Source organism: Spirosoma panaciterrae DSM 21099 (genome assembly GCF_000374025.1).
GTDB lineage: Bacteria > Bacteroidota > Bacteroidia > Cytophagales > Spirosomataceae > Spirosoma > Spirosoma panaciterrae.
The window spans coordinates 94,672-120,050 of sequence record NZ_KB893187.1 but is presented as its reverse complement, the minus strand read 5'-3'; the positions used below and the strand labels follow the sequence as shown (position 1 = coordinate 120,050).

Here is a 25,379-nt window from a genome sequence, read left to right as displayed (position 1 = left end):
AATCACTTTAGAAGGGTACCTTATTCTATAAGCCAATCTTCTGCTGCATTAAGATTTAATAGTGTGCCCTCACTTACACCTGGTTTTGTAAATAGTTCACCAGCCATACTTTGTATAGGATTTTTCTATCTTTCGTTGATCAATTCCAATTTACTATTGTCCGGAAGTCGTTATGCAAGTCAGGTATTTCATAGGCCACTTATTGCTAGTCCTGGCTATCTTTTTGCAGGCTGTACCCAATGGGGTAGCGCAGGCAAGTCGGACGGACAGCTTACCCCCGTCCCCCGCTTCGATTGCCCAGATTAAATGGTTGCGAAAAAGTCTGCAACAAAACAATCGATTACTGAATCGATCCACGGCCGACTCCCTCCTACAAACGGCCCGTCAACTCAATGATCAGGCAAGCCAACTTGTGGCACTTTGTCAGCTTGGTAGTATTCAAAGTCAAGAGATTAACCAAACTCAGGAGGCCAATACGGCCCTGACAAAAGCGGTAGACATGGCGACCCAATTATCTGACTTTAGAGCGGTGAGCTGGGCTATGTCAACGGTAGGCGATCTGATGAAGCGCGATAACAGCAACCGTTTATTACCTGTTCTACGTGCTTTAAGTACCAGTATGAATCAGGCAACTGTTAATACCCGGTTTAACGGAAGTACGCCCAGAGGGCGATTCTCTCAGTCTAACAGCGAGGTCTTACTAAATGGCCCATTTCAGGCGGTTCGCCCCAATCTGTCTTACCAACGATTTACTCCCGAAAAATCTGCCCAGTTTACCATACCCGTTCCCATACATTTCACAGAGCGTTGGCTCGATAGCTTGGTTCAGCAAAGCGGACAACCTGCATCCGAGCTGATTAAGTTAACCGCAAAAAAGAAAATCCGGGATTCGAGCCAAGAAATGAGCCAGAGGTTTGCGCAACGGGGTGATTTTGCGAAGGCCTATAATTACTATGTCCAGTATACGGCTTACAAAGACAGTCTGGCTGCCGAAGTAACGGCTCGTCAACTGGCTGCTATTCAATTTCGGCAAGCCAGTCAAAAGAAAGAAGCTCAGATAAAGCTGTTGGTTGCCGAACGTAAACTTCGCGAACAGGATGCCCGACAGCAACGCCAGCTCGTGTTTGTTCTGGTTGGCCTGGCGTTCGTGTTGCTCGCCTTTTCGATTACGCTCATCCGTTCAAACCGGCTCCGAATGCGGACAAATCGGCAATTGCACGATCAGAAAGAAGCCCTTCAGAGTACGCTGAGTGAACTAAAGATGACTCAAAACCAACTCATTCAATCGGAAAAGATGGCAGCCCTAGGCGAACTAACGGCAGGTATCGCCCACGAGATCCAGAATCCCTTAAATTTTGTAAACAATTTTTCGGAAGTATCGGCAGAATTGATTGATGAGTTGGTGGAGGTTCAGCAGGAAGCCGCCCAAGTCGATGCACTGCAAGCTGAATTATTAGCCGATTTGAAACAGAATCTCCAAAAAATCACCCAACATGGCGGGCGGGCCTCAGCGATTGTAAAAGGCATGCTCGAACACAGCCGAAAGGTTACCGGCCACAAAGAGCCAACCGATTTGAATAACCTGGCGGAAGAACAATTACGGCTGGCCTACCATACCTTCCAACGCAACGATTCTCCATTCGAAGTTTCAATCTCTACCGATTTTGACGCTACCTTAAGGCCGATCAATGTGGTACAACAGGAAATTAGCCGGGTTTTGAGCAATCTTTACAACAACGCCTTTTATGCTCTTCAGCAAAAACTTGCGTTGAGCCCAACTGGGTATAAACCGGAGTTACGGGTGCATTCAGCCTGGAGGGGCCACCAAATGATGCTATCGATCCGGGACAACGGCACAGGTATACCGGAATCGGTTCGGGATAAAATATACCAACCTTTTTTCACAACCAAACCTAACGGCGTGGGTACTGGGCTAGGCTTATCTCTAAGCTACGATATCATTACCAAAGGGTATGGTGGAACATTAACTATGTCTACCACATACGGACAGTTTACCGAGTTTACAATTACGCTACCTGTATCAGATTAACAATTTCACAAAACGCATATAATTATTCATTCATTCACTGAAGCATATATGTCTTATACTCTATCTTTGACCGTCGCACACACGATAGCCATCTTGAAACCTCCAATTTCTTACCGTTATGACGATTACCTTTACGCCCATTGAGCTTCCTTTCAAAGTTGGTGCTGTTGTTTATGTCAATCAGGAACACGGCCAACGACGTCAGGATGAGAAAGGCCCTACCTACCCGTATTTCGAGGCTCAGATTGAACGCATTTTCTTTGATGGCCGTCTGGAAGAAATGAGTGTAATCGATCAACCGGTAGATGTCTACGAATTGAAAGTAGCTACTGCCGTGTATGAACTGAAGCCAATTGGCCAATATGAAGACCTGGTCAAAATGCCGTTGAAATTGAAACTGCCCGTAAAAGAGCCCAAGCTATTCGGTAGTGAGCAGGAACTTAAGGATTATCTGAAATCCCTCGAACATATCGAACAGCACGTAATCCCCTTTAAGCCTGACCCGGAAGGCGAACTGTCTTAAACCAGTACTCCCGAATACTGATAACAACGTCCAGTAACTGACTATGGGTAGACGGCTTTACAATAACCGATTGAGCACCTAATTGATAGGCCAGTGATATTTTATCGACATCTTCTACACCGGTAAGCATAATAACCGGAATATCAGCCCATTGCCGATTTATTTTGAGGTTCATCAGGATTTCCAGCCCATCGGGATACGGCATATGCATATCCAGAAAAATCAAATGGGGTTTGGCTGCCGGATCGGCCAGAACCTCCAGAAGAATCAGGCCATTGTAGAAAATACGTAATCGACAGTTGGGAATAATTTCATGGATAGCCATCTCAAACAGAATGGTATCCTCTTCATCATCGTCTACTAAATACACTACTCGACTCGGGTCACTTTTGGGTAGAGATGATGTTGTCATAAGTTGAGATTTCCAAAGTATGAATCATAAGCTATTCATACATAACTAAAGTGGCCCCTGAATGTCCCGGATAAAATTTAAATTTTACGCCAAAGCTATGACATTCTTAGTGATCGACCATATCAGAGACGGATTATTAGCCAGAAAGTAACTGATTGGTTTGCGCCCTGCGGTTTTCAACAGCCCAACTGGACCGTATGCGTTTATTGTAAACCGTAGGGCGCAAACCTTTTCCGTTTATGGGAATTTTGGAAACTTACTGAAATCCGGTTTGCGCTTCTCCAGAAACGCGTCTTTCCCTTCTTTGGCTTCTTCCGACAAATAATAGAGCAGTGTAGCATCCCCGGCCAACTGTTGTATACCCGCCTGCCCGTCGAGTTCGGCATTGAACGACGCTTTCAGCATACGAATGGCAATAGGACTTTTTTCAAGAATTTTCCGGCACCAGCTTATAGTCACTTCCTCCAGTTGCTCAAGGGGCACTACTTTATTGACCAGGCCCATTTCCAGCGCTTCCTGTGCATCGTACTGATCGCACAAATACCAGATTTCGCGGGCCTTTTTCTGGCCAACCACGCGCGCCAGGAACGAGGCCCCAAATCCGCCATCGAACGAACCGACCTTGGGGCCAGTCTGTCCAAAGCGGGCATTTTCGGCAGCAATCGACAAATCGCAGATAACGTGCAGCACATGCCCGCCCCCAATTGCATAACCGGCTACCATGGCAATGACCGGCTTCGGAATCCGTCGGATTTGCATTTGCAAATCGAGTACGTTCAGGCGTGGCACTTTATCTTCACCAACATAGCCACCATGCCCACGTACCGACTGATCGCCCCCTGAACAGAAAGCTTCTCCCCCTTCACCTGTTAAAATAATGACCCCAACCCGTTCATCCTGCCGGGCTATCTCCATAGCTTCCGACATTTCCTTAACGGTCAGTGGCGTGAAGGCGTTGCGCTTATGTGGGCGGTTGATACTGATTTTAGCAATCCCGTCGTAATAGCTGAACAGGATTTCCCTGTATTCTTTAATGGGTTCCCAAGGGTAGTTACTCGTCATAAATTAAGAGTGAAAGAGTGAAAGAGTGAAAGAGCGAGAGAGAAAATAAAGCCGGAATTCCGCACTAGCACTCTTTCGCTCTTTCACTCTTTCACTCATTAAATGAAACTTCGTGATACTGCACATCCCAGGTATGATCGGCCATCATGCGGACCGTGGCCAGGCAACGCTCAAACGGAAACTTGCGGCCCCATTCGTTTGGCGCCACCATCGAAAGAAGGTCCGTGCCATTTTTACGTTGGTAGAAGTAATAGGTATGCCCTACCACAGGCTCAAAACTCATTTGGGCGGCATATATCCGTTCTGATATTTCGACCCGGTTCCGAATCGCCGTAGCCTGCTCGGCCAGTAACTGCATCTGCCTGTACAGTTGGCTGAGCTGCATATCGGTTTGCTCGCGCATAGCCGCTACAGCCCGCCCAGTAATTTTCCCTTTGTCTTCGGGGCGAATAATAGCTCCGCCGACCGAGTGTGCGTAGGCCAGTAACCCAGGCGATTCAGCAACTTTATCTGGTGAAATCGGATTAATAAAAACTTTCGCTTCTTCCATATTTGTTAATTGGGTAACCGCCCGGCAAACGTCTTTGTTTGCTGTCGTTGAATGACAAAAAATAACGCATATTTACACCGATGATTCCGGTATAATGCCACAAAAGTACACCAAAACTATTATGGATACTACGTTTTTGCCTTCAGATCAGCCAACAATGCACCGTCAGGAATTCTTTCGACTAGTCGGAATCAGTATTGGTGCCATTGTACTTAAGCGCTGTATGATTGGTTGTAGTGATCAGGTGAACGGAACTCCCCCACCTACGCCCAGCCAGAAAGTTGACTTTACCCTTAAGCTGGATGACCGAGCCAACGACAATCTGAAAATAAAGGGAGGCTATGTGATCAGCAATGGGGTAATCGTAGCGCAAACCAAAGATGGGCAGTATGTAGCGGTATCGGCCAACTGTACCCATCAGAACACCCAGCTTGTCTACAAATCCGTTGAGAACCAGTTCTATTGCCCGCTCCACCTCTCCCGCTTCGCCACAAATGGCGATGTAATCGCCGGACCGGCAGTCGTTCCACTTACACAGTATATTGTGGAACCCAATCTTACAGCAGGAACCATTCGAATCCATAATTAAGCGACCATAAACCCGTGCGCAATCGAGTTTGGTATGGACTGCTACTGGTGAGTGTAGTAGGATTGGGGCTGGCATCGAGGTCGCTTCAGAGCCATAACGCTTTTGTCAGGAATTATGTAGGGGATGCCCTATGGGCCCTGATGGTCTTTCTGGGGTTTGGATTCATTTTCCGTCGAAAATCGACAACCTCGATTGCGCTGATGGCTTTTCTTTTTGCCGTTTCTGTTGAACGAAGTCAATTGTATCATGCTCCCTGGATCGATCAAGTTCGATCCACACGGCTGGGTGGCCTGGTTTTAGGCTTTGGTTTTCTCTGGAGTGATTTAATCTGTTATGCCGTAGGAATTGCGGCTGGTTTCTTTGCCGAACGGCGTTTGTCAGCCACTCGTCCAGATACCCCTACTACCTATTCATCTCAACGTTTCAATTCCTGATCCATCGGTATGCTCTACATTCCCTCACCTGGGCAATGGCCCCAGCCTAAAACCTCCTATGAATCAGAAGCGCTGGATTTTTGCAAAGCCTGGCAAGATGGACAATCGGAGTTTGTGCTCAATACGTCAGGCTCGACCGGAACCCCTAAACCCATTCGACTAACCCGGGCGCAGATGCAGGCCAGCGCTCACCTTACCGGACAAACACTAGGTTTGCAGACAGGCGATTCGGCATTGGTTTGCCTGAATATCCGGTACGTAGCTGGTATCATGATGCTCATCCGGGGGCTGGAACTTGGCTTACCCATGACCATCATAGAGCCAACCAGCAACCCACTTGAACACGTAGATCCAACAACCCACTTTGCCTTCACGGCCTTGGTTCCCCTGCAACTTCAGACCATCCTGGAAAAATCACCCGAGAAGCTTCCTGTTCTAAATGGTATGAAAGCCATACTGGTGGGCGGTGCAGCTACTAGCCCTGCCCTGGAAAAGTCTTTGCAAGTGATCACCGCCCCCGTTTTCGCTACCTACGGCATGACCGAGACGGTTTCGCACATCGCCCTCCGCCGACTGAATGGGCCCAGTGCATCCGATGTATTCCAGGCTCTGGACGGGGTAACCCTGGGCACCGACGAACGAAGCTGTCTGCACATTACGTCGGCTGCCACCAATTTTGAGCAGATACAAACCAACGACGTGGTTGACCTACTGGATAAGCTGCATTTTCGCTTGCTGGGCCGGGCCGATACCATCATCAATTCGGGGGGGGTAAAAATCCAACCAGAATTGGTGGAGAAGCGAATCAGCCAAGCCCTAACCAACTATGGTCTGGCCTATCGGATCATCGTGGCAGGGCTGCCCGATGACCACCTCGGACAGCGCGTAGTAGCCCTGATTGAACATGACAACCTCGTGCTGCCCGACCTGTTTTCAAAAGCCTGGGAAGCTGCTCAGGGCGAAATCCGCCAGCAGATTGGTCGATACGCGGTTCCCAAAGATGTCATTATTGTCCCTAATTTTGCCGAAACGCCAACCGGCAAAATTGACCGTCGGGCAACCGTTGCCAATTATTTTGAACAATCACCCTCCTAAGGGCTGGTTTTCGATCAACATCTATGTTTAAACACCTCCAGATTCGTTATCAAACTGCTCGTTCGCTACCGGCTCCGTATGCCTATTTTTATACGCTCAGTGCCCGACCGGTTGGCTCAACTGCCCTACAGATTGAACTCGTAATCACGTATCCCGACCGCGATGATATTGATGATGATGAACTACAGGCAGAAGGTTTTACCCGTGATGACGACTTTAGCTGGAAAGGTCAGTTGCCCAAAACCTGGCTGGATACGCTGACAGCCCTGATCCGAAAGACTGAATTGCAGCCGCTGGAAGAGGATTCGCTGGAGGAAGATGACGATTTCTGGAACATGACCATCGAAGCCAACGGCAAGCAGCAAGGCCAGCCCAGCAACATCGACGATTGGCACTATCTGGTTCAGGAATTGATGCAGGCCACTTATGAAATCACGGGCCGGGAACGCCCGTTCGAACTGATTTACCTGAACCTCGACAGCCGCCAGGGCGATACAGAACTGTATCTGACGGGCTCTTTTGCCGAACGACAGCTGACAATTCGCAGCCTGCATCAGCGACGGGAGCGTTCGCTAACATTTCCCTGGACAACCCTCCAACAAATCATGAGCAAGATCTACGCCCATGACTTTTCGCCTGACGACGCGCTGCTGAAACGCCCAAAACGTGACGGGCAGTGGCTGAACCTGGGTGGTGACGAGTGGTACGACATCCATGCGATCCCGGCTTTAACCAAACTCTTTAACAACTTATAGGCAGTGCCTAAAAGGGCCTTATCGGACCCAAACATCGGCAGCTACCATTCCCTTCAGATGGCTTCTTTGCTCCCGCACCGTTAAGCTGGCGGTGGCAAGTACCTGTTGCCAGTTGGCCAACTGTTGGATCTTAATACCCGCCGTTAGCCGAAAAAACCGGATCATCGTCCAAAGCAGTGCCCGCTGCCACCCGATCGTTGTAGGCACAAAATCGGTAACCAGCCATAAGCCCCCCGGTTTCAACACGCTGTAGAGTCGGGGCACAAATGACTTTTGCAAAAAAGATTCAGGAAAGAGGTCCAATACAAATGGCGTCAGAACCACATCGAATGGCTCCTGATCGGTCAGGCTGGTTTCATCACCCAGCCGAAACTCGACGGTCCCAATGACCGACTGACGCAACAGACGCTGACTGGCACGGGCAAGCATCTGAGATGAGGTTTCCAGATATACCACGCGCTTCGGCTGGCAGCGCGTCAATAGCTGTTGAAGCAGCCAGCCCGTACCTCCCCCCACGAGCAGCACCGTGGCCCCCGTCGGAATTCGGTTCAGCCAGGTCAGTTGCGCCTGTTGTAGCTTCCTTCCAAATACAAGGAAGGCGAGGAAATCATAAATCGGCGCCACTGCATTAAAGTTTCCGCCAGCGTTCTGTTTGGCCCCCATCTGCAAATGACCAATTTAGTCGGTTTCCGATGCCCCATGCTGAACCAGCTCCACCTTATTTTTCCAGCTCCTCACCAAACGACAGAAAATCGTGGTACATCGCACATTCGCGAATCATCTCCTGATTGAACGAACCATGCCTGTGATTGTTAAAAAAGTCTTTGTAATACTGAGCATATCTGGTTTTGCGTAGGCCCAGCATGTTTTTCACAAAGGTTGAATCTTCCTCATATACATAGCCATTTCGAATCTGCTCAATCGACTTCTGCAACGAAAAAGCATTGGCCTCACACCGGGCGGCCATATACGCCGAGCGGTCGGCCAGAGCGGGGGTTTTAGCCGATTTCACCGACTTTTCGAAATACGTACGGGCGGTCGTCGTCGTGTAATAGTCCGTATGCATCAGTTCATCGAAACGCTTTTGCTTCTCTGTGGGGTTGGTTGACGTATCGTAAACGGGAGGCTCTCCGGCGCTCCAGAAGGATTTTGTCACGAGCCAGGCATTGCCGTACCAGCTCATATTCCAGGCTCCGCACCCTAACTGATAATACAATTCTGCCGCCTTATCGCCCGAAGCCGCTTTGGCCTGCTGTTCCAGTTCAGCCATACGTTGGGCAAAGGTTACAGGGGTATAGGGATTGTCTTCAGGCTCGGCGGGAAAGTTTATGTTCTTTGCCAGCAAACGGGGCATTTTTACAGCAAATGGGTTGCGGGTAAAGAAGGTAGAGAAGGCATCGTCCGTCCAGGTTTTGGGGTCGACTTTGGTGAATGCGTCGGCAGCTTCGGCATATTGATGTTCCATCATCAGCCGTCTACCCAGGAGCAGATTCAGGTGATCGTTGGTCAGGCCCGAGAGTTTTAACAGCCGTTTGTCGAAGTCGGTCTGGCTCGTCTGACTCATATAAGCAAGTGTCTGCCGAACGGTGGACGACGGAACCGAATCTTCAATAGCAATCGGGTCAGCAATACTCGAAAAATCACCGTTCCCCTTTGTCGTCAGCATGGTCAGTAAATACGCTTTTGCCTGGCTCGGGCCGTCAACCTCGGGTGTTTTTGAGCGCGTACAACTGGCGAACCACCCACGTTTAGCGTCTACTTTCTGCTGATATATGGACGCAAATTGTTTGCAGGTCGCCACAAACGCGTTGTTCAGTCGAAAGCTCTGGGTAGTATCAAACGCTTCCAGATAGCCAATCAACTGGTTCTCGATCTCGGGGGTCATGGAAGAGGTTTGGGCAGCCAGTAGCAGCATACGCTGTAAGGCAATCTGCTTTTTCAGATTCGGATTGCTGGTTGGGAACTGAGTGGCCTGATCCAGATGCGTTTGCGCGGCTTTATAGTCTTTCCCGATATAGTCCAGATAGGCAGCCGCTGTGTACCAGAAGGCTCCATCGCCTAGTGCCTTGTTCTCGGCCGCTTCAAGCGCAAATGCCCGAAGTTTATCGAAATACGAAACCGACTCGGCCCGCCGGCCTACGAATCCAACCGAATCAGGTTCGGAACTAGAGGTACTATGCATATACTCCGGCCCATCCATGAAGAAATAATACTCATTCCGGTTTATTTCCCGCGCCATGACCAGCTCGACCAGCGGATTTTTAGGTGCCAGGTGTACCAGCGCCTTTAGTAGTTCCAGTGCATCCTGCCCCGGCTGAATGGCACATAGCGCATAAACGGCTGCTCGCTCCCTATCCGTTTTGGCGTATTGCAAGGCATCGTCACGAAACTTGATTCCATATTTTCGCAGGCTCGTTTCGGCAGCTCTCCGTCGCGACGGGCACCGATCGAACACCTGCGCAAACTCATAAATTGCCTGCGACGTATCGCCCAACGCCAGTGTCGCTCCCGCCCGTCGGCAGAGCGCCCAGTCGCTCATGAACGTTTTCGTAGGCAAAGGCTTTACAAGCTGATCGTACAACTGGGCTGCCTGTTTATAATTGGCTAGTTCGCACGCTAGTTTTACCGCCTGAAACGCATACCGTTCCTTCAAAAAATCATCGTTCGTGGTTTTGTAAGCTGTTTTTGCTTCCTCTAAAAGCTGTGGTAGTCGTGCACTGTCAATAGGGGCAGCATCAGTTGACCAGGGGTTGGCCTGTCCATCATCGGCCGACCAGGCGAATTTCAGGTACGATACGGCAGGCGCTTTAGACTTTTCCAGGGCTGATGTCAACTTCGAAACGGCTTCAGGCTCTTCATTGTAAAGTGCCTTGCTGACTTCGGTTTCGGCCAGCTTCCCTCCGGCATACGCAACCCAGGCCCGCACATTGTCATCGATCACGAGGGAGTCTTCATACGTACCCCATTCGTTATCGGCATAGAGTTGGGGAGAAAAAACAAATCCCCGATCGCTCGGTAACATCGTAGCCGATTCGGGTTGAAAAAAACTCATAAACTCGTTTGGATCGAACGAGGGGCCACAGGCAAACCCCAGTAGTACAGCTACAGAAAGGGCAATTTTACGGAATCGGACGGAGGAGGGTTTGGATGGTTTCACGAGAATAAGCCGCTAAAACGGTAGAATCGAGGTGGTATAAAGCAAAAGTAACGGACGGGTTTCTAATCTGCCGAAGAACCCGCTCTTTTTCTGCCAACAGGACTTCGGGGGACACAGACTCGGTTCGAAACTGGTCACCCCGGCGGATAGAAAACCCAAAATCGGATGTATCGCGATTGGCTACAAAACGGGAGCGATCGGGCTGTGTCGACAGGAACGGGCGGTTTACCAGCATCTGCCGATCCACGTTATTTAAAAACGTCAGAAAGCGCCCGTTTCGATACACGACGGTCCAGCGAAACAACGGGAGTACCAGATCGAGGGGTAAGGGGTAGGCCTTTACGAACGATAGGTACTGGTTTGCCACATCGGCATCATAGATGGAGTTTCGGGTATCCGCCCGTTTCCAGTCGGCCACATTGTAGAGCATGAGCATGCCCCGGCTTACAGGCGGTATACCCGTCTGGTCCGTGTATTTGATCTGATGCAGGCGAATGGTAGCCGAAATCGGACAGCGAAGCTGAGTTGTCAACAGATTCAGTAGGCGGAAATAGCGATCGCGGGTGCGCGTACTCCAGTCGCAGTCGAACTGCACCTCCCGAAACGTAATCCCTTGCTGCTGACCGATTCGCCGGATGGTTTCGGCAATATGCGTAGCCAGTTCCGGTAATCCTGCCGACGATTGATTCAGTAAGGTACGATTGGTAATGAACACGACTGGCACAATGGTCCCAATCGGCTTTTGCCGAAATCGAACCAATGCCTTAGGAATAGCCTGTTGGGTTTTCACCTCCCAATCCACATCGAACAGGTGCAGATATACCTTTTTAACCTGCGCATCCCTGCATAGTTCCAGCTCTGAGGGGTCAGGGTTATAGGTTGACTTCCAGTGATAAAACGCGGTGGTAAGCTGTTTTGGGGAATCGGTTGGCTGGCAGGAAAACAGGGCTAAACTTACCGCTACCAGGCTATATCTGTTTACCAAAAAACGTTTCCGTTTACCCATTTGGCGTAGCTATGCAATTATTTATAGAACACGGGTTTTTACCATTGATAAAGATCTGTGTTAATCCTGACAATTCGTGTTCTATCATTCGTTACCGATATAGTCTGGATGGATTTTTCAGATTATTGATCCATTGCCGAACCTCGGGCAATGTACCGATCATGGCACCTGGCTGGCCCTTTACCCAACCCTGATTTGTCTCAGCATCCAGGGTTACTTCACAGGACAGTAAACCCGGATAGAGCCGAAGGTGCATCGTAACGGTCGAAGGGTTAATCCATTTCACATCATCGCCCGACCAAAGCGAGTCGAGACTAAACAAGGTTACGTTGTCGCTCACCCGTATCAGGTAAGGTTGATCGATCCAGTGGCTCATTCGTATTTCGTTACTGGCCAAACTTACTTTATAGCGCTGATCGGGCGAAAAAAATTCATTCATTGGTCGTTGTGTTTGTCAGCAGCAAAGCTAGGTGGGCAATACCGGTATCATCCAGCCCCATTTAGTAGCTGGCAATCTTGTCTGAATAGCTGGTACAGAAAAGCAAACCGTTTACAGGCGAAAGCGAAAATCCCGAATAAGTCATTGTGGTAATCCTTCAGCGCGCACTATCTACTCCACGGCATCGTTCGATCACTTGATCAGCGGGAGTGCAACGACAAAATCGGTTGACGTTTCCTCAACGGTTGGGGTCATCTGACCCAGAAGCTGGTATTTCGAGAGAATGTTCAATAGCCCTTTCTGCGTTGAATTGACCCGATTAGCCGATTTTCGCTGGAGTGTATTGCTTACCTTTAACCAGCCGTCGGGGTTGGTCGATAAATGAATTAACAAGGGGCGATCGGCTGAAACGATGTTATGTTTTACCGCATTTTCGAGCAGCAACTGAAGGGTCAGGGGCGGAAGCTTATACTGCAAAAACTGCTCATCTACGGTTTTAAACAGGTTTATGCCAGCGCCATAGCGGGTCTTGAGTAGGTGATAATATGACTCCACAAAGCCCAGCTCGGTCTGAAGGGTTGTCAATTCGCTCCCATTATTGCGCAACAGATACCGATATACACTCGACATTTCGTCGACAAATCGTTCGGCCTGTTGCGGATCATCGGCAATCAACGACGACAACGTGTTTAGGCTGTTGAACAAGAAATGTGGATTAAGCTGCGATTGCAGGGCCATCATCTGTACGGCCGACATTTGCTGCTGGAGTTTCTCGGTTATCAGCTCCGATTCAAGCCGTTGTCGTTGTAATTGTTCCCGTTCCCGGGCCAACCGCTGCTCCACAATGGCACTTTTTATGGCTGCCCTTCGCTGCCGATACCCTAAGATCAGGGTAAAACAGATCAACTCGGCCAGTATACCAAACTCGAAATAGGTTAGTGGCGCATCCAGAAACGAATCGGGGGTTTTCATTTGCATACCTATTGCTGTCAGTAGCATCGAAGCCGCTCCACCAGCCAGAATGAATCCTGATCCCAACGCTACATACTTTGGTACTACGCCATTCAACTGGCTGATCCGCCAGACCCCATACCCCGCCAGCCCGATCATAAATAGCCGCATCACCGTGTGGGCAGTATCATACAGGGTCGGATACCACGCATCAGCAACAAAGCAAAGCAACCCCATCAACACTACATAAGCCAGGATGAGGCCCTTTGCGGCTGTAAACCATCGAAACAGACTCGGCAATCGGTCGCGTATCTGAATGAGCGCGTTCGCAAAATCGAAATAGACAAAATAGGCAAACATGGGCGCAGCAACCCGAACAAAGTACCAGGTGCTATTCGACACGTAATGGTAAATCTCGGCCACCCGCAAACTAAAATACACCAACCAGGCCAGCATATACAGCGTGTAAAGGCCATAGAGACGCTCACGGTAAATGCCCCACTGTACGATGTTCAGCATTAAAATCGAGCTGACCATACCCGTAAACAGCAGATTCCAGGTGGTAAATGTCATGAAGTACGATCTCAGTTAGGTAAAAGTGCTTAAAATGGCCATTTTCGGTAAAATGCGTCAATCTTTTTCCGGATGAACCGGACCATCCGGCTTATGAAGCGTCATAAAGTGGGGATGAACCTGCATTCGGCTCCTGTTAAAACATTCGGCAAATTTAGTAAACCCCGAACCCATGAACGCCAAGTATTTCATCATTTGAACGGCACTAAAAAAAATGGGCTTCCTGTAGCCGAACAGCTCAGAAAACCCATTTTCGAGTATGAATTATCCCTTATCAGTTGCTCAAGCGCTTACTTTATTGCCAACTGTTTTTTTGCTCTCTGGGTTTATGACAACCTCTTTTCCAAGCAGACATAGGGTTATTGGCCCCGCAGAAAAATTATGTACCGTAACATCGGCCTGCGTAGTCGTTACCGCCAGCAGGGCATCACGGAATCGAATCTTAAACGAGAAGCCAGCCCAGTTATCGGGGCAATACGGGTTCAATACCAATTGCTGATTTTCGACCCGCAGCCCACCGAAGCCTTTCACCACGGCCAGCCAGGTACCAGCCATACTGGTGATGTGGCACCCATCTTCGGTATCATTGTTGTAATCGTCCAGATCGAGCCGGGCGGTACGCAGATACATTTCATACGCTTTTTCTTTCAGCCCCAGCTTCGACGCTAAAATGCTGTGTACGCAGGGCGAGAGCGACGATTCGTGGACCGTCATGGGCTCGTAAAACGCGAAGTTACGCCGGAGCGTATCGGTGTCGAACTCATCTTCAAAGAAGTAAATCCCCTGTAGTACATCGGCCTGCTTGATGAAACAGGACCGCAGAATCCGATCCCACGACCAGTTCTGGTTGATGGGTCGCTGCCCTTTCGGAATATCCGTCACGGGCATGAGGTCTTTATCCAGAAACCCTTCCTGCTGCAAAAATACCCCGAGCGATTCATCAGATGGCAGGTACATTTTGTCGATGATCTGCCGGGCCGTGGCCAGCTCTTTCTCTTCGCGGAAATGAATCCGGTCGATCAGTTCAGCGTATTTTACCGAATCCAGTTCTTTTACCTTCGCCACCGATTCGGAGGTGTACCGGAGGGTCCAGGCGGCAATGTAGTTGGTATACCAGTTGTTATTGACGTTGTTTTCGTACTCATTTGGGCCTGTTACACCCAGCATCACGTACTTTTCTTTGGCCTTCGACCAGTTGACCCGCTGGCTCCAGAACCGACTGATGGCAATCAGGACTTCCAGCCCATAATCGACCAGATACTGGTCATCGCCTGTATACCGCACATAATCGTAAATGGCATAGGCAATGGCCCCATTCCGGTGTATTTCTTCAAACGTAATCTCCCATTCGTTATGGCACTCTTCACCATTCATGGTCACCATCGGATACAGGGCCGCTCCGGCCCGGAACCCTAGTTTCTGCGCATTTTCGATGGCTTTACCTAATTGTTTATACCGATAAATCAACAGGTTTCTGGCCACTTTCTGATCGGCCGTAGCCAGGTAGAAGGGTAAACAATAGGCTTCTGTATCCCAATAGGTTGAACCACCATATTTTTCGCCCGTAAAGCCTTTCGGGCCAATGTTGAGCCGCTCGTCTTCGCCGGTGTACGTCTGATTCAACTGAAAGATGTTGAACCGGATACCCTGCTGAGCCGCAATGTCGCCCTCGATTACGATATCCGCCATTTTCCACTTATCGGCCCAGGCCTGCTTCTGCTCAAACAGCATTTTATCGAAGCCCTTACGCGTGATCCGCTGGATATACAGCCGGGCATCTTTGATGATGGTATCCGAATCATAGTTCAGCGACGAGAGGTTGACTCCGTATTTATAAATAACCGTTTCCTGCCCCTGCCGACAGTCGAGTGTAATGCGGTTGGCTACATATTTCTCATACTTGATCGGCTGCGACTGATAATCGACCCGTACGCCATCCTGCTCAATCTCCACGCACATACCCGTAGCCACGTGAAAGCCTGTTTTACGGGTCCGTAATTCGATGTATGCTTCACCATACCCGGTTTCCTTACGAACTTCATCCCAGAAGGTCTCGTCGTAGTTGGCATCACGATTCCGGATGTCGCCATCGATGTAGGGGGTTATCGTGATTTTGGCGTCGAAGTTCAGGGGTTTCAGGGCATACCGAATGGCCCCTGATTCATCATCAACAATTGAACAGAACCGTTTGGCTACGACCTGCACTTCTTTGCCACTTTTGAGCCGGGCGATAAACGAACGCTCCAGGAAGCCTTCCTGCATGTTCAACACCCGACGAAAATCGCGAACCTCACAATGGGCCAGATCGAGGGTTTCGTACTCAATATCGATGTCGATACCAATCCAGTTGGCTGCGTTCAGAACTTTGGCAAAGTATTCGGGGTAACCGTTTTTCCACCAGCCTACACGGGTTTTGTCGGGGTAATAGACCCCCGCCACGTAGTTACCCTGCAGGGTCTTTCCGGTAAATTTTTCCTCAAAATTTCCCCGCTGACCTAATCGGCCATTACCGATCGACATCAGGCTTTCGGTAATTTCGTTATAGTCGCGGTGAAAACTTTCTTCAACGATGTTCCAGGGGTCTTGGGTCAAATAGTGTTTCATTCAAATCATAGGTTATACGCTAACTTACAGGGCATTTGGGTTCCAGGTTATGTATGCCAATTCACGAGCCAAACCATTTAAGCGTTCATCAGCACTAGCCAAAATCACGGTTGAATATGGAAGTTGTCGAAACGTTGCTAATTGAATGGCATCTAATGTTCGTAATGCATATCGTACAGCAAATGTCTGAATCAACTGCTCGGCGGACCGACAAATTGCTTCACTAATTGGTTCGATATAGAAATTAGTTAATGATTGCTCAAATGCCTGCATAGCACTTTGCCATTCCTGAAGGTTGATTTGATTTGTTCGGCATTTAGTGGCTAGAGAACTCTTGATTTCAATACAAGCCAATTGCGAAATAAACAGGTAGGTATCAGGGTCCTGAATAATTGCGGTTACCTGTTCACTGCCTTTTTCATTTGTATAATATTTTACTAATGCCGACGAATCAAAGAAATAAATCATAATCGATCTTCACGTTCATCAATAATAAACTGACTCATAGAACCGCTAACATCTTTAAATGCTTTCCGCACATCCAAATACGCGTCATTCTTAACACGCCGTGGAGGCAACTGTCCCTTTAATTCTATGATATACTGTGAAACCTTTGCCAGTTCTGCTTCTGACAGTTGATTCAACTGAGAAGATACTTGTTCTTTCAGGCTCATAAACAGTTTTCATTTAGACTGAGCAAAAGTACCCATTTCTGCTTTAACTCGCAGGGCTTGTTTCAGATGCCGTTCGGTATGAGCCAGCAACATCAGAAACGCATCCCCCAACCGGATTTTGAGCCAGTTCCCAAATAAGGTCATGACTTTATCCCGATTCCAGTCGAGGTATACAGCTTTCGCTAACAGGTCTCGCAGCAGAGTTTGTAAGTTCATAAATTGCCCGATTACATCAGCCGGAATTAAATCGGCAGCCGATCGGGGTCGAACCATACCGGGGGCAGGCAGCTTTAGTTTTACCTGAGGGTCCACCGCAAACAACAACGCCTTTCCCACCCAGTCGCTTTGCAGGGTCTGGTCAGTTGGCGTCGTTTGAACCAATCCCAGTTTGTCCACTTTATGCTGTATGTTTCGAATGTAGAATCGTTCGGCCAGGTTCAGATGCTGCAGGCACTCAATAATACTCCAGCGTTCGGGCGCGGGTTTCCAGCGAAGCTGCTGGTCTGACATCGAAGCAAATTCCTGTTCTACAGTTTGCAAAACTGCCGAAAGGCGTGTTTGCAGCTCATGAGCCGTCGTGAGTTTTTGCATAGGGTATTAACGCAGGGTCACAAAAAACGGTGATAGACCAGCAATATATCGATAAATCGCTGTATACCTTACCTGTCTTTGGGTCGATCAAATTTATTGGGCCTGCATATGAGCCTGTTGAAACTGCTCCACATCCCGTTTGGTATTCAGGTCGATGGAACCCGCTTCAAAGGGCACTTCGGCGCAATCGTTGCGGTGGCGAACAATAACCCATTGCAGGCTTTTATCCCCATCCATCTGCAGCAGTTCGGTTATATAGTCGCGATTAAAGATGGCGGGCACGCCAATCTGTGTACCGTATCGGCAGGCGATAATCCCTTTGCCCGATTCGCTACGGATGTCAAGCATGTGCAGGAGTAGCCCCAGCGATACCAGGGGTTGATCGGTATGCAAAACCAACACACCGTCCATATCCTTGTGGGTCAGATAGAGGGCCGCTAATCCCGTTTTGAGTGACGATGCCTGCCCTGTCGACCAGCCCGGGTTGTCGATAACGGTGATCGGTAAGCCTGCCAGTTCCGGTATGATCTGTTCGCGATTGGCCCCAAGTACGACCACAACGGGCCCGCGTTGCAGGGCTAGAGCACTTTCTGTAACCCGTCGAATAAGGGTCTGCCCTTTGTAGAGCAGCAATTGCTTAGGTTCGCCCCCCATACGAGACGAATCACCAGCCGCTAATATGATGGTTCCTATTCTCAAAAGATTTTGTTTTTGCTTCAATATATCTAAAAACAGTGAAAGCGTGAAAAGCTGGCACAACACAATACTTTACGTCGGCCAGGCTACCTCCTCGCTCCTAACTACTCACTCCTTTTTTACTAAATACTTCCTCAGGATACCCAACCTGTACCAACGCCAGCCCCTCGGCAGGAGCAGCACGCCCAGCCCGTCTGCGATCGCGGGCCTGGATGATCGTCTCAAAATCGGCCACACTAAGTCGCTCCTGCCCTACGGCCAGGAGCGTGCCGACAATAGCCCGTACCATACCATGCAGGAATCGATTGGCCCGAATGTGAAACACTAAATCTTCGTTTGATTTTTGCTCCCAATAGGCCCAGTCGATCAGACAGTTGAACGTCCTGACATCGGTTTTCACTTTGCTAAAACTTTCGAAATCCGTATGATTCACCAGGATGGACGCAGCTTCGTTCATTTGGTCTACAGCCAGTGACGGTGTAAACACATAAGCCAGCCCTTCCTGAAATGGATCTTTCCGTCGGATAATCTGATATTGATAATAGCGGGAGGTAGCCGTATAACGAGCATGGTCGTCGGCTCGCACCGGGAAGCAGTCGTATACGGCTATATCGGGCGGAATCAGGCTGTTCAAGGAACGAAGCAAATGTGAAGGCAACGGAGCTTCGGTTTCAAAATGAGCAAATTGCTCACGAGCATGAACCCCCGCATCGGTTCGACCGCTCCCGACAATAGCGATTGGCTGTCGCAATACGGTCGAAAGGGCTGTTTCGAGCACTTCCTGAACACTCACCCCATTCGGTTGACGTTGCCAGCCGTGGTAATGGGTACCTCGATACGCCAGTTGAAGAAAATAACGCATAGTCGCAAAAATACGGACTGAGCGTTGGATCTGAGTAGCAGGGGCTTTGGTATCCGTATAAATTCGGTGTCCAAAGCCCCACTACACCAGGAGGAAGGGCCGAAAAATCGATAAGAAATCAAGGGACGAAGCCCCTTCGTTGATCAGATTTCGTACCGAGCACCGCTAATTTACTTTTCAAAGCAGGTTGTCGCTTTGTTATACTCCCTAACTACTATTCGTTAGATAGAGTTTATGTAAATGTACCAAAAAAGTAAATAATTAGGCCATTAGGCCACTATTTCCCCTTTACAGGCTAGCCGTCACTAGTTGTTAGAGCCGTTCCACTTCGAACCGCATCTCGTCTATGAGTTGCCGAAGCCGATCTGTATTGGGCGGTGGCGGGGGCATGGTCTGACTTACAAAGGCACAGATTTCCCAAACTTCCAATACGTCTTTCAGAGCAATCTCATGGTTAGGAATATCAGCCCGGTCGGCAGTCAGCAACAGTGTACCTTTTATTTTTACCTGATTATAGACCCGTCGGCAACAGATACCAGTTCCCACCGAAGGATGCGCTACCAACAGCACATACTGTTTTCCATCCGCAATATCGAACCAGTTCCGAATGAATCGCCCAACCAGTAAGGCCCCTGGAAATGCAAAATCGTCACCAGCTTCAAAGGCGCGGTAATGCCCCTCGGGTAAGGTTGGCAGTTGCATAGCAGGCAATCGATAGATGAAATCAGACTGCTGGTACCGCTGTCGGTACTCCCCAAACAATCGTTGCATGACTACCGGAATACTGGAAGCGATCGTTTGCGAACCCGCCGTCGTTTGCACCGACCCAAACGATTCCTTGTATACGTTGTTGAATGTCATGGGCTCCTCCTGTCGGGAAGCAGGCATGGCAGGACGCGAACTCGCAGGCTGACCAAACAACTCATCGACAGCAGGTTGTACGGGCGCATTCGGGGTTCGAGGGCCCGGCTGCACCGACTGATACGAGGCTGATTGCCGGGCTGGCTCCGGCCGGATCGGTGAGGTAATTACAGGTGGCCCCGGCAAAGCATGGTCGGTTGAACGGCGAGGCTCCTCCTGTGTTTTGTAATACTTATTCAGCACCGACGACAGGGGCTGTGGTTCAGGTGCCGAAGGGGATGGCTGAGTAAAAATATCCGGAAAATCAGGGTGCTGAAATGGATCATTTTCGTCCGCATCAAGCTTGCCGTCGGTTCGAATAGTCGATGACCGCGAATCGATTGGTTTGGCCGATTGCCCGAGTGGGATACTTAAATTAGGCGTTTCGCGGATTTTCCGTAGATCCTGCCGCGTCAATAATTCAACGGTTGTATTGAAGGCTCTGGCAATAGCCTGCATATTCTGCTGATTTGGGTTGGCACGACCCTCCTCGTAAGCCCCTAACAGTGAACGCTTTATATTAATCTTTCGGGAGAACTGCTCCTGGGTCAGCCCATTGAGCTTACGCAGGTAGCGGATATTATCACTAACGAGCGACATCCAGTATTGGTGATAAAGTTTCAGCTAAGATAAACGATTCATCCTGTAAATCCATATCAACCATTATTTTGTATTTTTATCGTAAAAAGTAGTCCGTTTACGCTTTTCCGTTTACTGGTTATCCTTTTTCGGGTTAAGCGGTTCATTTCAAACCCGTCGTATAGATGAACAGACGAATGAGCAAGCCCATAGCAAGCCCATAGTAAACGGATATTTACAACGTAGAAGCCGATACCCATAACTCTGTACTCATGACCACTCCCGCTCCGAAAATTGATATATATACTACGATCCGCGCTGCCTTTGATGCGCAACGTCGGCATGCTCCCCAACAAGCGTTAACCACTGTTGAACAGCGTCGCGAGCGACTTCGACGTATTCAATCCTGGATTACGGTTCATGAAAAGGACATTCAGCAGGCCATGTATACTGATTTTCGGAAGCCTTCGGCCGAAGCCATGCTCGGTGATCTGATTCCTCTCCATGCCGAAATCAAGTATGCGATCCGGCATTTGAGCCTATGGATGAAGCCCCAGTCGCTACCTACGCCGTTACCATTGATCGGAACCCGCAGCTATATCCATCATGAGGCCAAAGGAAATATCCTGATTATTTCTCCCTGGAATTATCCGATTTCGTTGAGTCTTCGTCCACTGGTGCTCGCTTTGGCGGCAGGCAATGTGGCCATTCTGAAACCTTCCGAACTAACCCCCCATACGTCGGCTCTCCTCAAACAGATGATCAGTGAGCTGTTTCCGCCGGAGGAAGTTCTTGTCTTCGAAGGGGATGCAGCCGTTTCACAGGCACTGCTTGACCTGCCCTTTAACCACATTTTTTTCACTGGAAGCCCGGCAGTTGGGCGAGTAGTGATGACGGCTGCGGCCAAACACCTGGCCTCCGTAACTCTCGAACTCGGTGGTAAGTCGCCGGCTATTGTCGACGCATCAGCCAATCTACATCAGGCAGCCGAACAACTGGCCTGGGGCAAATGCCTGAACGCGGGCCAAACCTGCATTGCGCCCGATTATGTGCTGGTACATCAATCCGTCAAAGAACCTTTTCTGAATTTGCTCAAAGAGCGATTGCAAACGATGTACGGGCCGGATGGCCAACCCATCGACTCATCTACCAGCTATGCCCGAATTATCAATAACCGCCATTTTCAACGGTTAAAACAGACTCTGGACGATGCGTTATCTAAAGGCGCAACCATTACAGTTGGTGGGAAGGCATTACCCGACCAAAATTTTATGGAGCCTACCATACTGGAAAATGTGTCGGATGCTATGCAGGTGATGCAGGAAGAAATCTTTGGCCCTATCCTTCCGATTATCCCGTTCAACGACCTGGACGAGGCCCTACAAACGATTAACCGACGCGAAAAACCGCTGGCGCTTTACATTCATAGCCGAAACCGGGCCCACACACGCTATATTCTTGATCGCACGTCGGCAGGCGACACCGTAGTCAATGATACGATGCTTCAATTTTCGACTATCGACCTGCCGTTTGGCGGAGTGAATCACAGCGGCATCGGTAAATCGAACGGTTTTCACGGATTTCAGGAGTTTTCGAACCAAAGGGGCGTCATGTATCGTGATTTCGGAACTATGAAGTTCGTCTATCCTCCTTATACCGACCGGGTAAAAAAACTAATCAATTATATCGTGAAGCTCTTATAAGACGTAGATCGGTATTTCCCCTACGCTTACTTTTGGACTAAAATACAGTACTGCCGAGTGCCCGACTGTTTCTCTGATCGCTCGCTGCCCAACGTTACACTATGACAAATTCCTCGTTAAGTAATCTGCTGGCCCGGGTTGGCCTCGACTGGTTCATTCTGGCGCTGTTGGGCATGATCGGTTTAGCCAAACTCTGGCCGGAACCAGGTATTCAGGAAGGAATCGTATCGCTTTCGGCTATTGCCACCTATGGCGTTTCATTCATTTTCTTCTTCTACGGGCTTCGCCTGAACATGGAGCAGTTGCGGGCTGGCCTGCGTAATCATCGACTACACCTGGTTATCCACCTGACTACGTTCGTTCTGTTTCCGGCGATCGTACTGCCTGTCCGCTCCCTGTTGATGACACCCGAGACCACCTTATTGTGGCTTGGTATTTTTTATGTGGCCGTTCTGCCCTCTACCGTTTCCTCATCGGTTGTCATGGTATCTATTGCGGGTGGAAATCTACCGGCTGCCATCTTCAATGCCAGTATTTCGAGCCTGATTGGGGTATTTGTCACTCCGCTTTGGATGAGTTTTTTACTAAGCAACACGACCGGGCAGTATGATCTGGCTAGTGTGATTGGCAAATTGACCGTTCAGGTTATCGTGCCTGTACTTCTTGGCCTGTTGCTCAACAAACGATTGGGCTGGTTTGCCAACCGTTATAAGACCTATCTGCGCTATGGCGATCAGCTTACCATCCTGCTTATTGTCTATACCTCATTTTCCGAATCGTTTTCGTTAAACCTTTTTGCCAATTACTCCCTGGGAGATCTGGTCTGGCTGTCGTCGCTGATGCTGGGTTTATTTTTTCTGATCTTCGGGCTGGTGTATCTACTGGGCAGGCTATTGAATTTTTCCCGGGAAGACAACATCACAGCCTTGTTTTGTGGCTCCAAAAAATCGCTGGTGCAGGGTAGTGTGATGGCCAAAGTCCTGTTTCCGCCAACAACGGCCGGGGTAATGCTCCTGCCCATTATGATTTATCATGCGCTCCAGTTGATCATAGCCAGCATACTGGCCCAGGCAATGGCTCGCCAAGGGAACATTTCCGAGGCCATTCAGAAGTAATTTCAGGGACTTCGGCAGATCGAAACCGGCATTCAGCCAGAATGGGCTATAGGCCAATTAAACGCAAAGGGCCGCTTACCTTCTAAGAATCAGTAACGCACAATAAAACAGATACTGATCATGAAAAAGACAATCGCCACCGCCCTTACATTTTTCGCTTTTGCAACTACAGTAACGTTTGCTCAGGGCGTATATTCAAAACCCTTCGATAACCGTGCTCCCCAATATGGTGGCCAGCGTTACGACAGGGATCAAATTCAGGATGAACTGAAAATCGACCGGATCGACGCCATTGTTGGGTTGACTCGCCGTCAGGAAAAACAACTCCATAAAATCGAGGACAATTACGACCGCATCATGCAGACGTCCCGCATGACCCCTGATGGCCTTCGTCAATTACAGCTCCGCAAACGTCAGGACATGCTGGCCGTACTGACCTCGGTACAACGCGATCGGTTATTTGCCGCTCAATCCAACAACCGATACAACCGCAACGTCCCTCCTTTCGGTCGTCGTGGCTAGTTCAATAGTCTGACCGATTAGGTTTCAATCGATTCCGTACCACCGTTTCCCCAATCCGGTATATTAAATTATCGGGTTGGGGATTATCTTTTTAGGGCAACCCGGTAGCTTTGCGCGTTCAGCAAACAACGTCTACACGCTGTGTTACCTAACTCAACGATTCTACCTGATTTTGACCGTAATGCCTTCGGACCTGACTTTACATGGGGGACAGCCACAGCTGCTTATCAAATTGAAGGAGCCGTAGATCGAGACGGACGCTCCCCTTCGGTCTGGGATGTATTTAGCAAACAGAAGGGAAAAATAAAAACCGGAGAAACGGCCGAGATTGCCTGTGAATTTTACGACCGATACGAGTCTGACCTCCTTCTCCATAAAGAACTGGGGTTTAATGCGTTTCGTTTTTCGTTATCGTGGTCCCGTATTCTGCCCGATGGGGTTGGGCCTCAATCGGGTGGGCGTATCAACGAAGCGGGCATTGCCTTTTACGACCGACTGATCGATCACTGCCTGAATTTGGGTATTACCCCCTGGATTACCCTGTATCACTGGGATTTACCCCATGCGCTCGAACAGAAAGGTGGCTGGCCTAATCGGCAGATCGTCGATTGGTTTGCGGAGTTCGCCAGCATCTGCACTTTGGCTTTCGGCCACAAGGTAAAACACTGGATTATTCTGAACGAGCCACTGGCCTTTTCGGTACTTGGGTATTTTACCGGGCAACACGCTCCGGGTCGGCGGAGTTTTCGAAATCTGTTGCCCGCTATCCATCATACTGCACTGGTTCAGGCTGAAGGTGGCCGAATTGTCCGGCAAAACGTACCTAATGCGCAGGTCGGTACCACTTTTTCCTGTTCGCCTATCGATCCATTTACGCCCCGCGATCAGGCGGCTGCTACGCGGGTCGATGCGCTCATGAACCGGCTGTTTATCGAACCTGCCCTTGGCCTGGGGTATCCTACGAAGGAATTGCCGTTTTTAAGCGGTATTGCCAAAAAAGTAGCGAAACCTGGTGATCTGGAGCGACTGGCGTTCGACTTCGATTTCATCGGTCTCCAGCACTACTTCCGGGCCGTTGTCGAGCAATCGTATTTTATGCCCTATCTCTGGGCAAAAGACGTTTCTCCCCTCCGACGCAACGTGCAGACAATTACCGAAATGGGCTGGGAAGTAAACCCTGAGACCATGTACCGCATCATCCGCCAGTTTGGGCAGTACGACGGGGTAAAAAAAATCTACATTACCGAGAGCGGAGCGGCTTTCTACGATACCGTTCAGCAGGGAATGGTTCACGACCCGGCCCGGATACGTTATCATCAGGATTACCTGAAAAGTACGCTCAGAGCCAAACAGGAGGGATTACCGGTAGCAGGCTATTTCGTCTGGACCTTTCTGGATAACTTTGAATGGGCCGAAGGCTATCGACCTCGTTTTGGCCTAGTGTATGTCGACTTTCGGACCCAGAACCGGATTGTAAAATCGTCGGGGCGCTGGTTTCAGCAGTTCCTCAATGATTAATATCAGGCGGACCGCCCGT

At 49.4% G+C, this 25,379-nt stretch carries 25 protein-coding genes; 10 read left to right on the top strand and 15 right to left on the bottom strand.

All coding sequences use genetic code 11. From position 1 onward, the window contains the following. The first annotated feature begins 172 nt into the window (after positions 1 to 172). Both B153_RS38015 and B153_RS0117780 read left to right on the top strand, forming a co-directional pair. Complete coding sequence (locus B153_RS38015) at positions 173 to 2,050, top strand: sensor histidine kinase (protein WP_169518487.1); 1,878 nt, start codon at positions 173 to 175, stop codon at positions 2,048 to 2,050. A 118-nt stretch (positions 2,051 to 2,168) separates the two neighbouring features. After that, positions 2,169 to 2,573, top strand: a complete 405-nt coding sequence (locus B153_RS0117780; protein WP_020598092.1) for a hypothetical protein — start codon at positions 2,169 to 2,171, stop codon at positions 2,571 to 2,573. On the opposite strand, the gene B153_RS0117775 is transcribed toward B153_RS0117780, so the two are convergent. The 3 genes from B153_RS0117775 to B153_RS0117765 all read right to left on the bottom strand — a co-directional run bounded on the left by B153_RS0117775 (position 2,542) and on the right by B153_RS0117765 (position 4,597). Further along, positions 2,542 to 2,985 carry a response regulator gene (locus B153_RS0117775; protein ID WP_026262242.1) on the bottom strand — a complete coding sequence of 148 codons (444 nt, stop codon included), beginning with the start codon at positions 2,983 to 2,985 and terminating at the stop codon, positions 2,542 to 2,544. The two genes, B153_RS0117780 and B153_RS0117775, sit on opposite strands and share 32 nt — an antisense overlap. Positions 2,986 to 3,222: 237 nt before the next feature. Further along, on the bottom strand, positions 3,223 to 4,047 hold the full coding sequence (gene menB / locus B153_RS0117770) for a 1,4-dihydroxy-2-naphthoyl-CoA synthase (protein WP_020598090.1): 825 nt from the start codon (positions 4,045 to 4,047) through the stop codon (positions 3,223 to 3,225). Between the two features lie 91 nt (positions 4,048 to 4,138). Next, positions 4,139 to 4,597, bottom strand: coding sequence for a DUF2452 domain-containing protein (locus B153_RS0117765; RefSeq protein WP_020598089.1), 459 nt, complete (start codon positions 4,595 to 4,597; stop codon positions 4,139 to 4,141). A gap of 121 nt (positions 4,598 to 4,718) precedes the next feature. Here B153_RS0117765 and B153_RS0117760 point away from each other — a divergent pair, with 121 nt between their 5' ends. Genes B153_RS0117760 through B153_RS0117745 form a run of 4 tightly spaced genes read left to right on the top strand, consistent with a single transcriptional unit; the run spans position 4,719 to position 7,470 of the window. Next, positions 4,719 to 5,186 (top strand): QcrA and Rieske domain-containing protein, encoded by a 468-nt coding sequence (locus B153_RS0117760; RefSeq protein WP_026262241.1) that lies wholly within the window; start codon positions 4,719 to 4,721, stop codon positions 5,184 to 5,186. A gap of 14 nt (positions 5,187 to 5,200) precedes the next feature. Then, on the top strand, positions 5,201 to 5,620 hold the full coding sequence (locus B153_RS0117755) for a ribosomal maturation YjgA family protein (protein ID WP_020598087.1): 420 nt from the start codon (positions 5,201 to 5,203) through the stop codon (positions 5,618 to 5,620). Positions 5,621 to 5,629: 9 nt separating this feature from the next. Beyond that, entirely contained in the window at positions 5,630 to 6,715 is a 1,086-nt protein-coding gene (locus tag B153_RS0117750) for an AMP-binding protein (protein WP_020598086.1), read from the top strand. A 23-nt stretch (positions 6,716 to 6,738) separates the two neighbouring features. Continuing rightward, positions 6,739 to 7,470, top strand: a complete 732-nt coding sequence (locus B153_RS0117745; protein ID WP_020598085.1) for a hypothetical protein — start codon at positions 6,739 to 6,741, stop codon at positions 7,468 to 7,470. An 18-nt stretch (positions 7,471 to 7,488) separates the two neighbouring features. On the opposite strand, the gene B153_RS0117740 is transcribed toward B153_RS0117745, so the two are convergent. The 12 genes from B153_RS0117740 to B153_RS0117685 all read right to left on the bottom strand — a co-directional run bounded on the left by B153_RS0117740 (position 7,489) and on the right by B153_RS0117685 (position 20,523). Further along, positions 7,489 to 8,133 (bottom strand): class I SAM-dependent methyltransferase, encoded by a 645-nt coding sequence (locus tag B153_RS0117740; RefSeq protein ID WP_020598084.1) that lies wholly within the window; start codon positions 8,131 to 8,133, stop codon positions 7,489 to 7,491. A gap of 55 nt (positions 8,134 to 8,188) precedes the next feature. Beyond that, positions 8,189 to 10,627 (bottom strand): hypothetical protein, encoded by a 2,439-nt coding sequence (locus B153_RS0117735; RefSeq protein ID WP_157634735.1) that lies wholly within the window; start codon positions 10,625 to 10,627, stop codon positions 8,189 to 8,191. After that, the gene (locus B153_RS0117730; protein ID WP_157634734.1) at positions 10,590 to 11,612 is read right to left on the bottom strand and encodes a hypothetical protein; all 1,023 of its coding nucleotides are present in this window, start codon (positions 11,610 to 11,612) and stop codon (positions 10,590 to 10,592) included. Before B153_RS0117730 ends, B153_RS0117735 begins: the two co-directional genes overlap by 38 nt. A 112-nt stretch (positions 11,613 to 11,724) precedes the next feature. Further along, positions 11,725 to 12,072: a hypothetical protein gene (locus tag B153_RS35380; protein WP_020598081.1), complete on the bottom strand. Its 348-nt coding sequence runs from the start codon at positions 12,070 to 12,072 to the stop codon at positions 11,725 to 11,727. A 192-nt stretch (positions 12,073 to 12,264) separates the two neighbouring features. Then, complete coding sequence (locus tag B153_RS0117720; protein WP_020598080.1) at positions 12,265 to 13,596, bottom strand: sensor histidine kinase; 1,332 nt, start codon at positions 13,594 to 13,596, stop codon at positions 12,265 to 12,267. Between the two features lie 282 nt (positions 13,597 to 13,878). Further along, positions 13,879 to 16,200 carry a glycoside hydrolase family 65 protein gene (locus tag B153_RS0117715; protein WP_020598079.1) on the bottom strand — a complete coding sequence of 774 codons (2,322 nt, stop codon included), beginning with the start codon at positions 16,198 to 16,200 and terminating at the stop codon, positions 13,879 to 13,881. Between the two features lie 24 nt (positions 16,201 to 16,224). After that, positions 16,225 to 16,668 (bottom strand): type II toxin-antitoxin system VapC family toxin, encoded by a 444-nt coding sequence (locus tag B153_RS0117710; protein ID WP_020598078.1) that lies wholly within the window; start codon positions 16,666 to 16,668, stop codon positions 16,225 to 16,227. Continuing rightward, positions 16,665 to 16,874 carry a hypothetical protein gene (locus tag B153_RS0117705; RefSeq protein ID WP_020598077.1) on the bottom strand — a complete coding sequence of 70 codons (210 nt, stop codon included), beginning with the start codon at positions 16,872 to 16,874 and terminating at the stop codon, positions 16,665 to 16,667. Before B153_RS0117705 ends, B153_RS0117710 begins: the two co-directional genes overlap by 4 nt. Before the next feature lie 9 nt (positions 16,875 to 16,883). Further along, positions 16,884 to 17,465: a DinB family protein gene (locus B153_RS0117700; RefSeq protein ID WP_020598076.1), complete on the bottom strand. Its 582-nt coding sequence runs from the start codon at positions 17,463 to 17,465 to the stop codon at positions 16,884 to 16,886. A gap of 93 nt (positions 17,466 to 17,558) precedes the next feature. Continuing rightward, entirely contained in the window at positions 17,559 to 18,164 is a 606-nt protein-coding gene (locus tag B153_RS0117695) for a nucleotidyltransferase family protein (RefSeq protein WP_026262240.1), read from the bottom strand. Between the two features lie 97 nt (positions 18,165 to 18,261). Next, complete coding sequence (gene truA / locus B153_RS0117690; RefSeq protein WP_020598074.1) at positions 18,262 to 19,023, bottom strand: tRNA pseudouridine(38-40) synthase TruA; 762 nt, start codon at positions 19,021 to 19,023, stop codon at positions 18,262 to 18,264. A 312-nt stretch (positions 19,024 to 19,335) separates the two neighbouring features. Continuing rightward, a complete protein-coding gene (locus B153_RS0117685) occupies positions 19,336 to 20,523 on the bottom strand; it encodes a helix-turn-helix domain-containing protein (protein ID WP_020598073.1) in 1,188 nt (395 codons plus the stop codon). A gap of 251 nt (positions 20,524 to 20,774) precedes the next feature. On the opposite strand from B153_RS0117685, the gene B153_RS0117680 reads away from it, so the two are divergent. The 4 genes from B153_RS0117680 to B153_RS0117665 all read left to right on the top strand — a co-directional run bounded on the left by B153_RS0117680 (position 20,775) and on the right by B153_RS0117665 (position 25,360). After that, positions 20,775 to 22,205 (top strand): aldehyde dehydrogenase family protein, encoded by a 1,431-nt coding sequence (locus tag B153_RS0117680; RefSeq protein WP_020598072.1) that lies wholly within the window; start codon positions 20,775 to 20,777, stop codon positions 22,203 to 22,205. A gap of 101 nt (positions 22,206 to 22,306) precedes the next feature. Beyond that, complete coding sequence (locus B153_RS0117675) at positions 22,307 to 23,320, top strand: bile acid:sodium symporter family protein (protein ID WP_020598071.1); 1,014 nt, start codon at positions 22,307 to 22,309, stop codon at positions 23,318 to 23,320. A gap of 120 nt (positions 23,321 to 23,440) precedes the next feature. Then, positions 23,441 to 23,842: a hypothetical protein gene (locus tag B153_RS0117670; RefSeq protein ID WP_020598070.1), complete on the top strand. Its 402-nt coding sequence runs from the start codon at positions 23,441 to 23,443 to the stop codon at positions 23,840 to 23,842. A gap of 141 nt (positions 23,843 to 23,983) precedes the next feature. After that, positions 23,984 to 25,360 (top strand): GH1 family beta-glucosidase, encoded by a 1,377-nt coding sequence (locus B153_RS0117665; protein WP_020598069.1) that lies wholly within the window; start codon positions 23,984 to 23,986, stop codon positions 25,358 to 25,360. Positions 25,361 to 25,379: the final 19 nt, after the last annotated feature.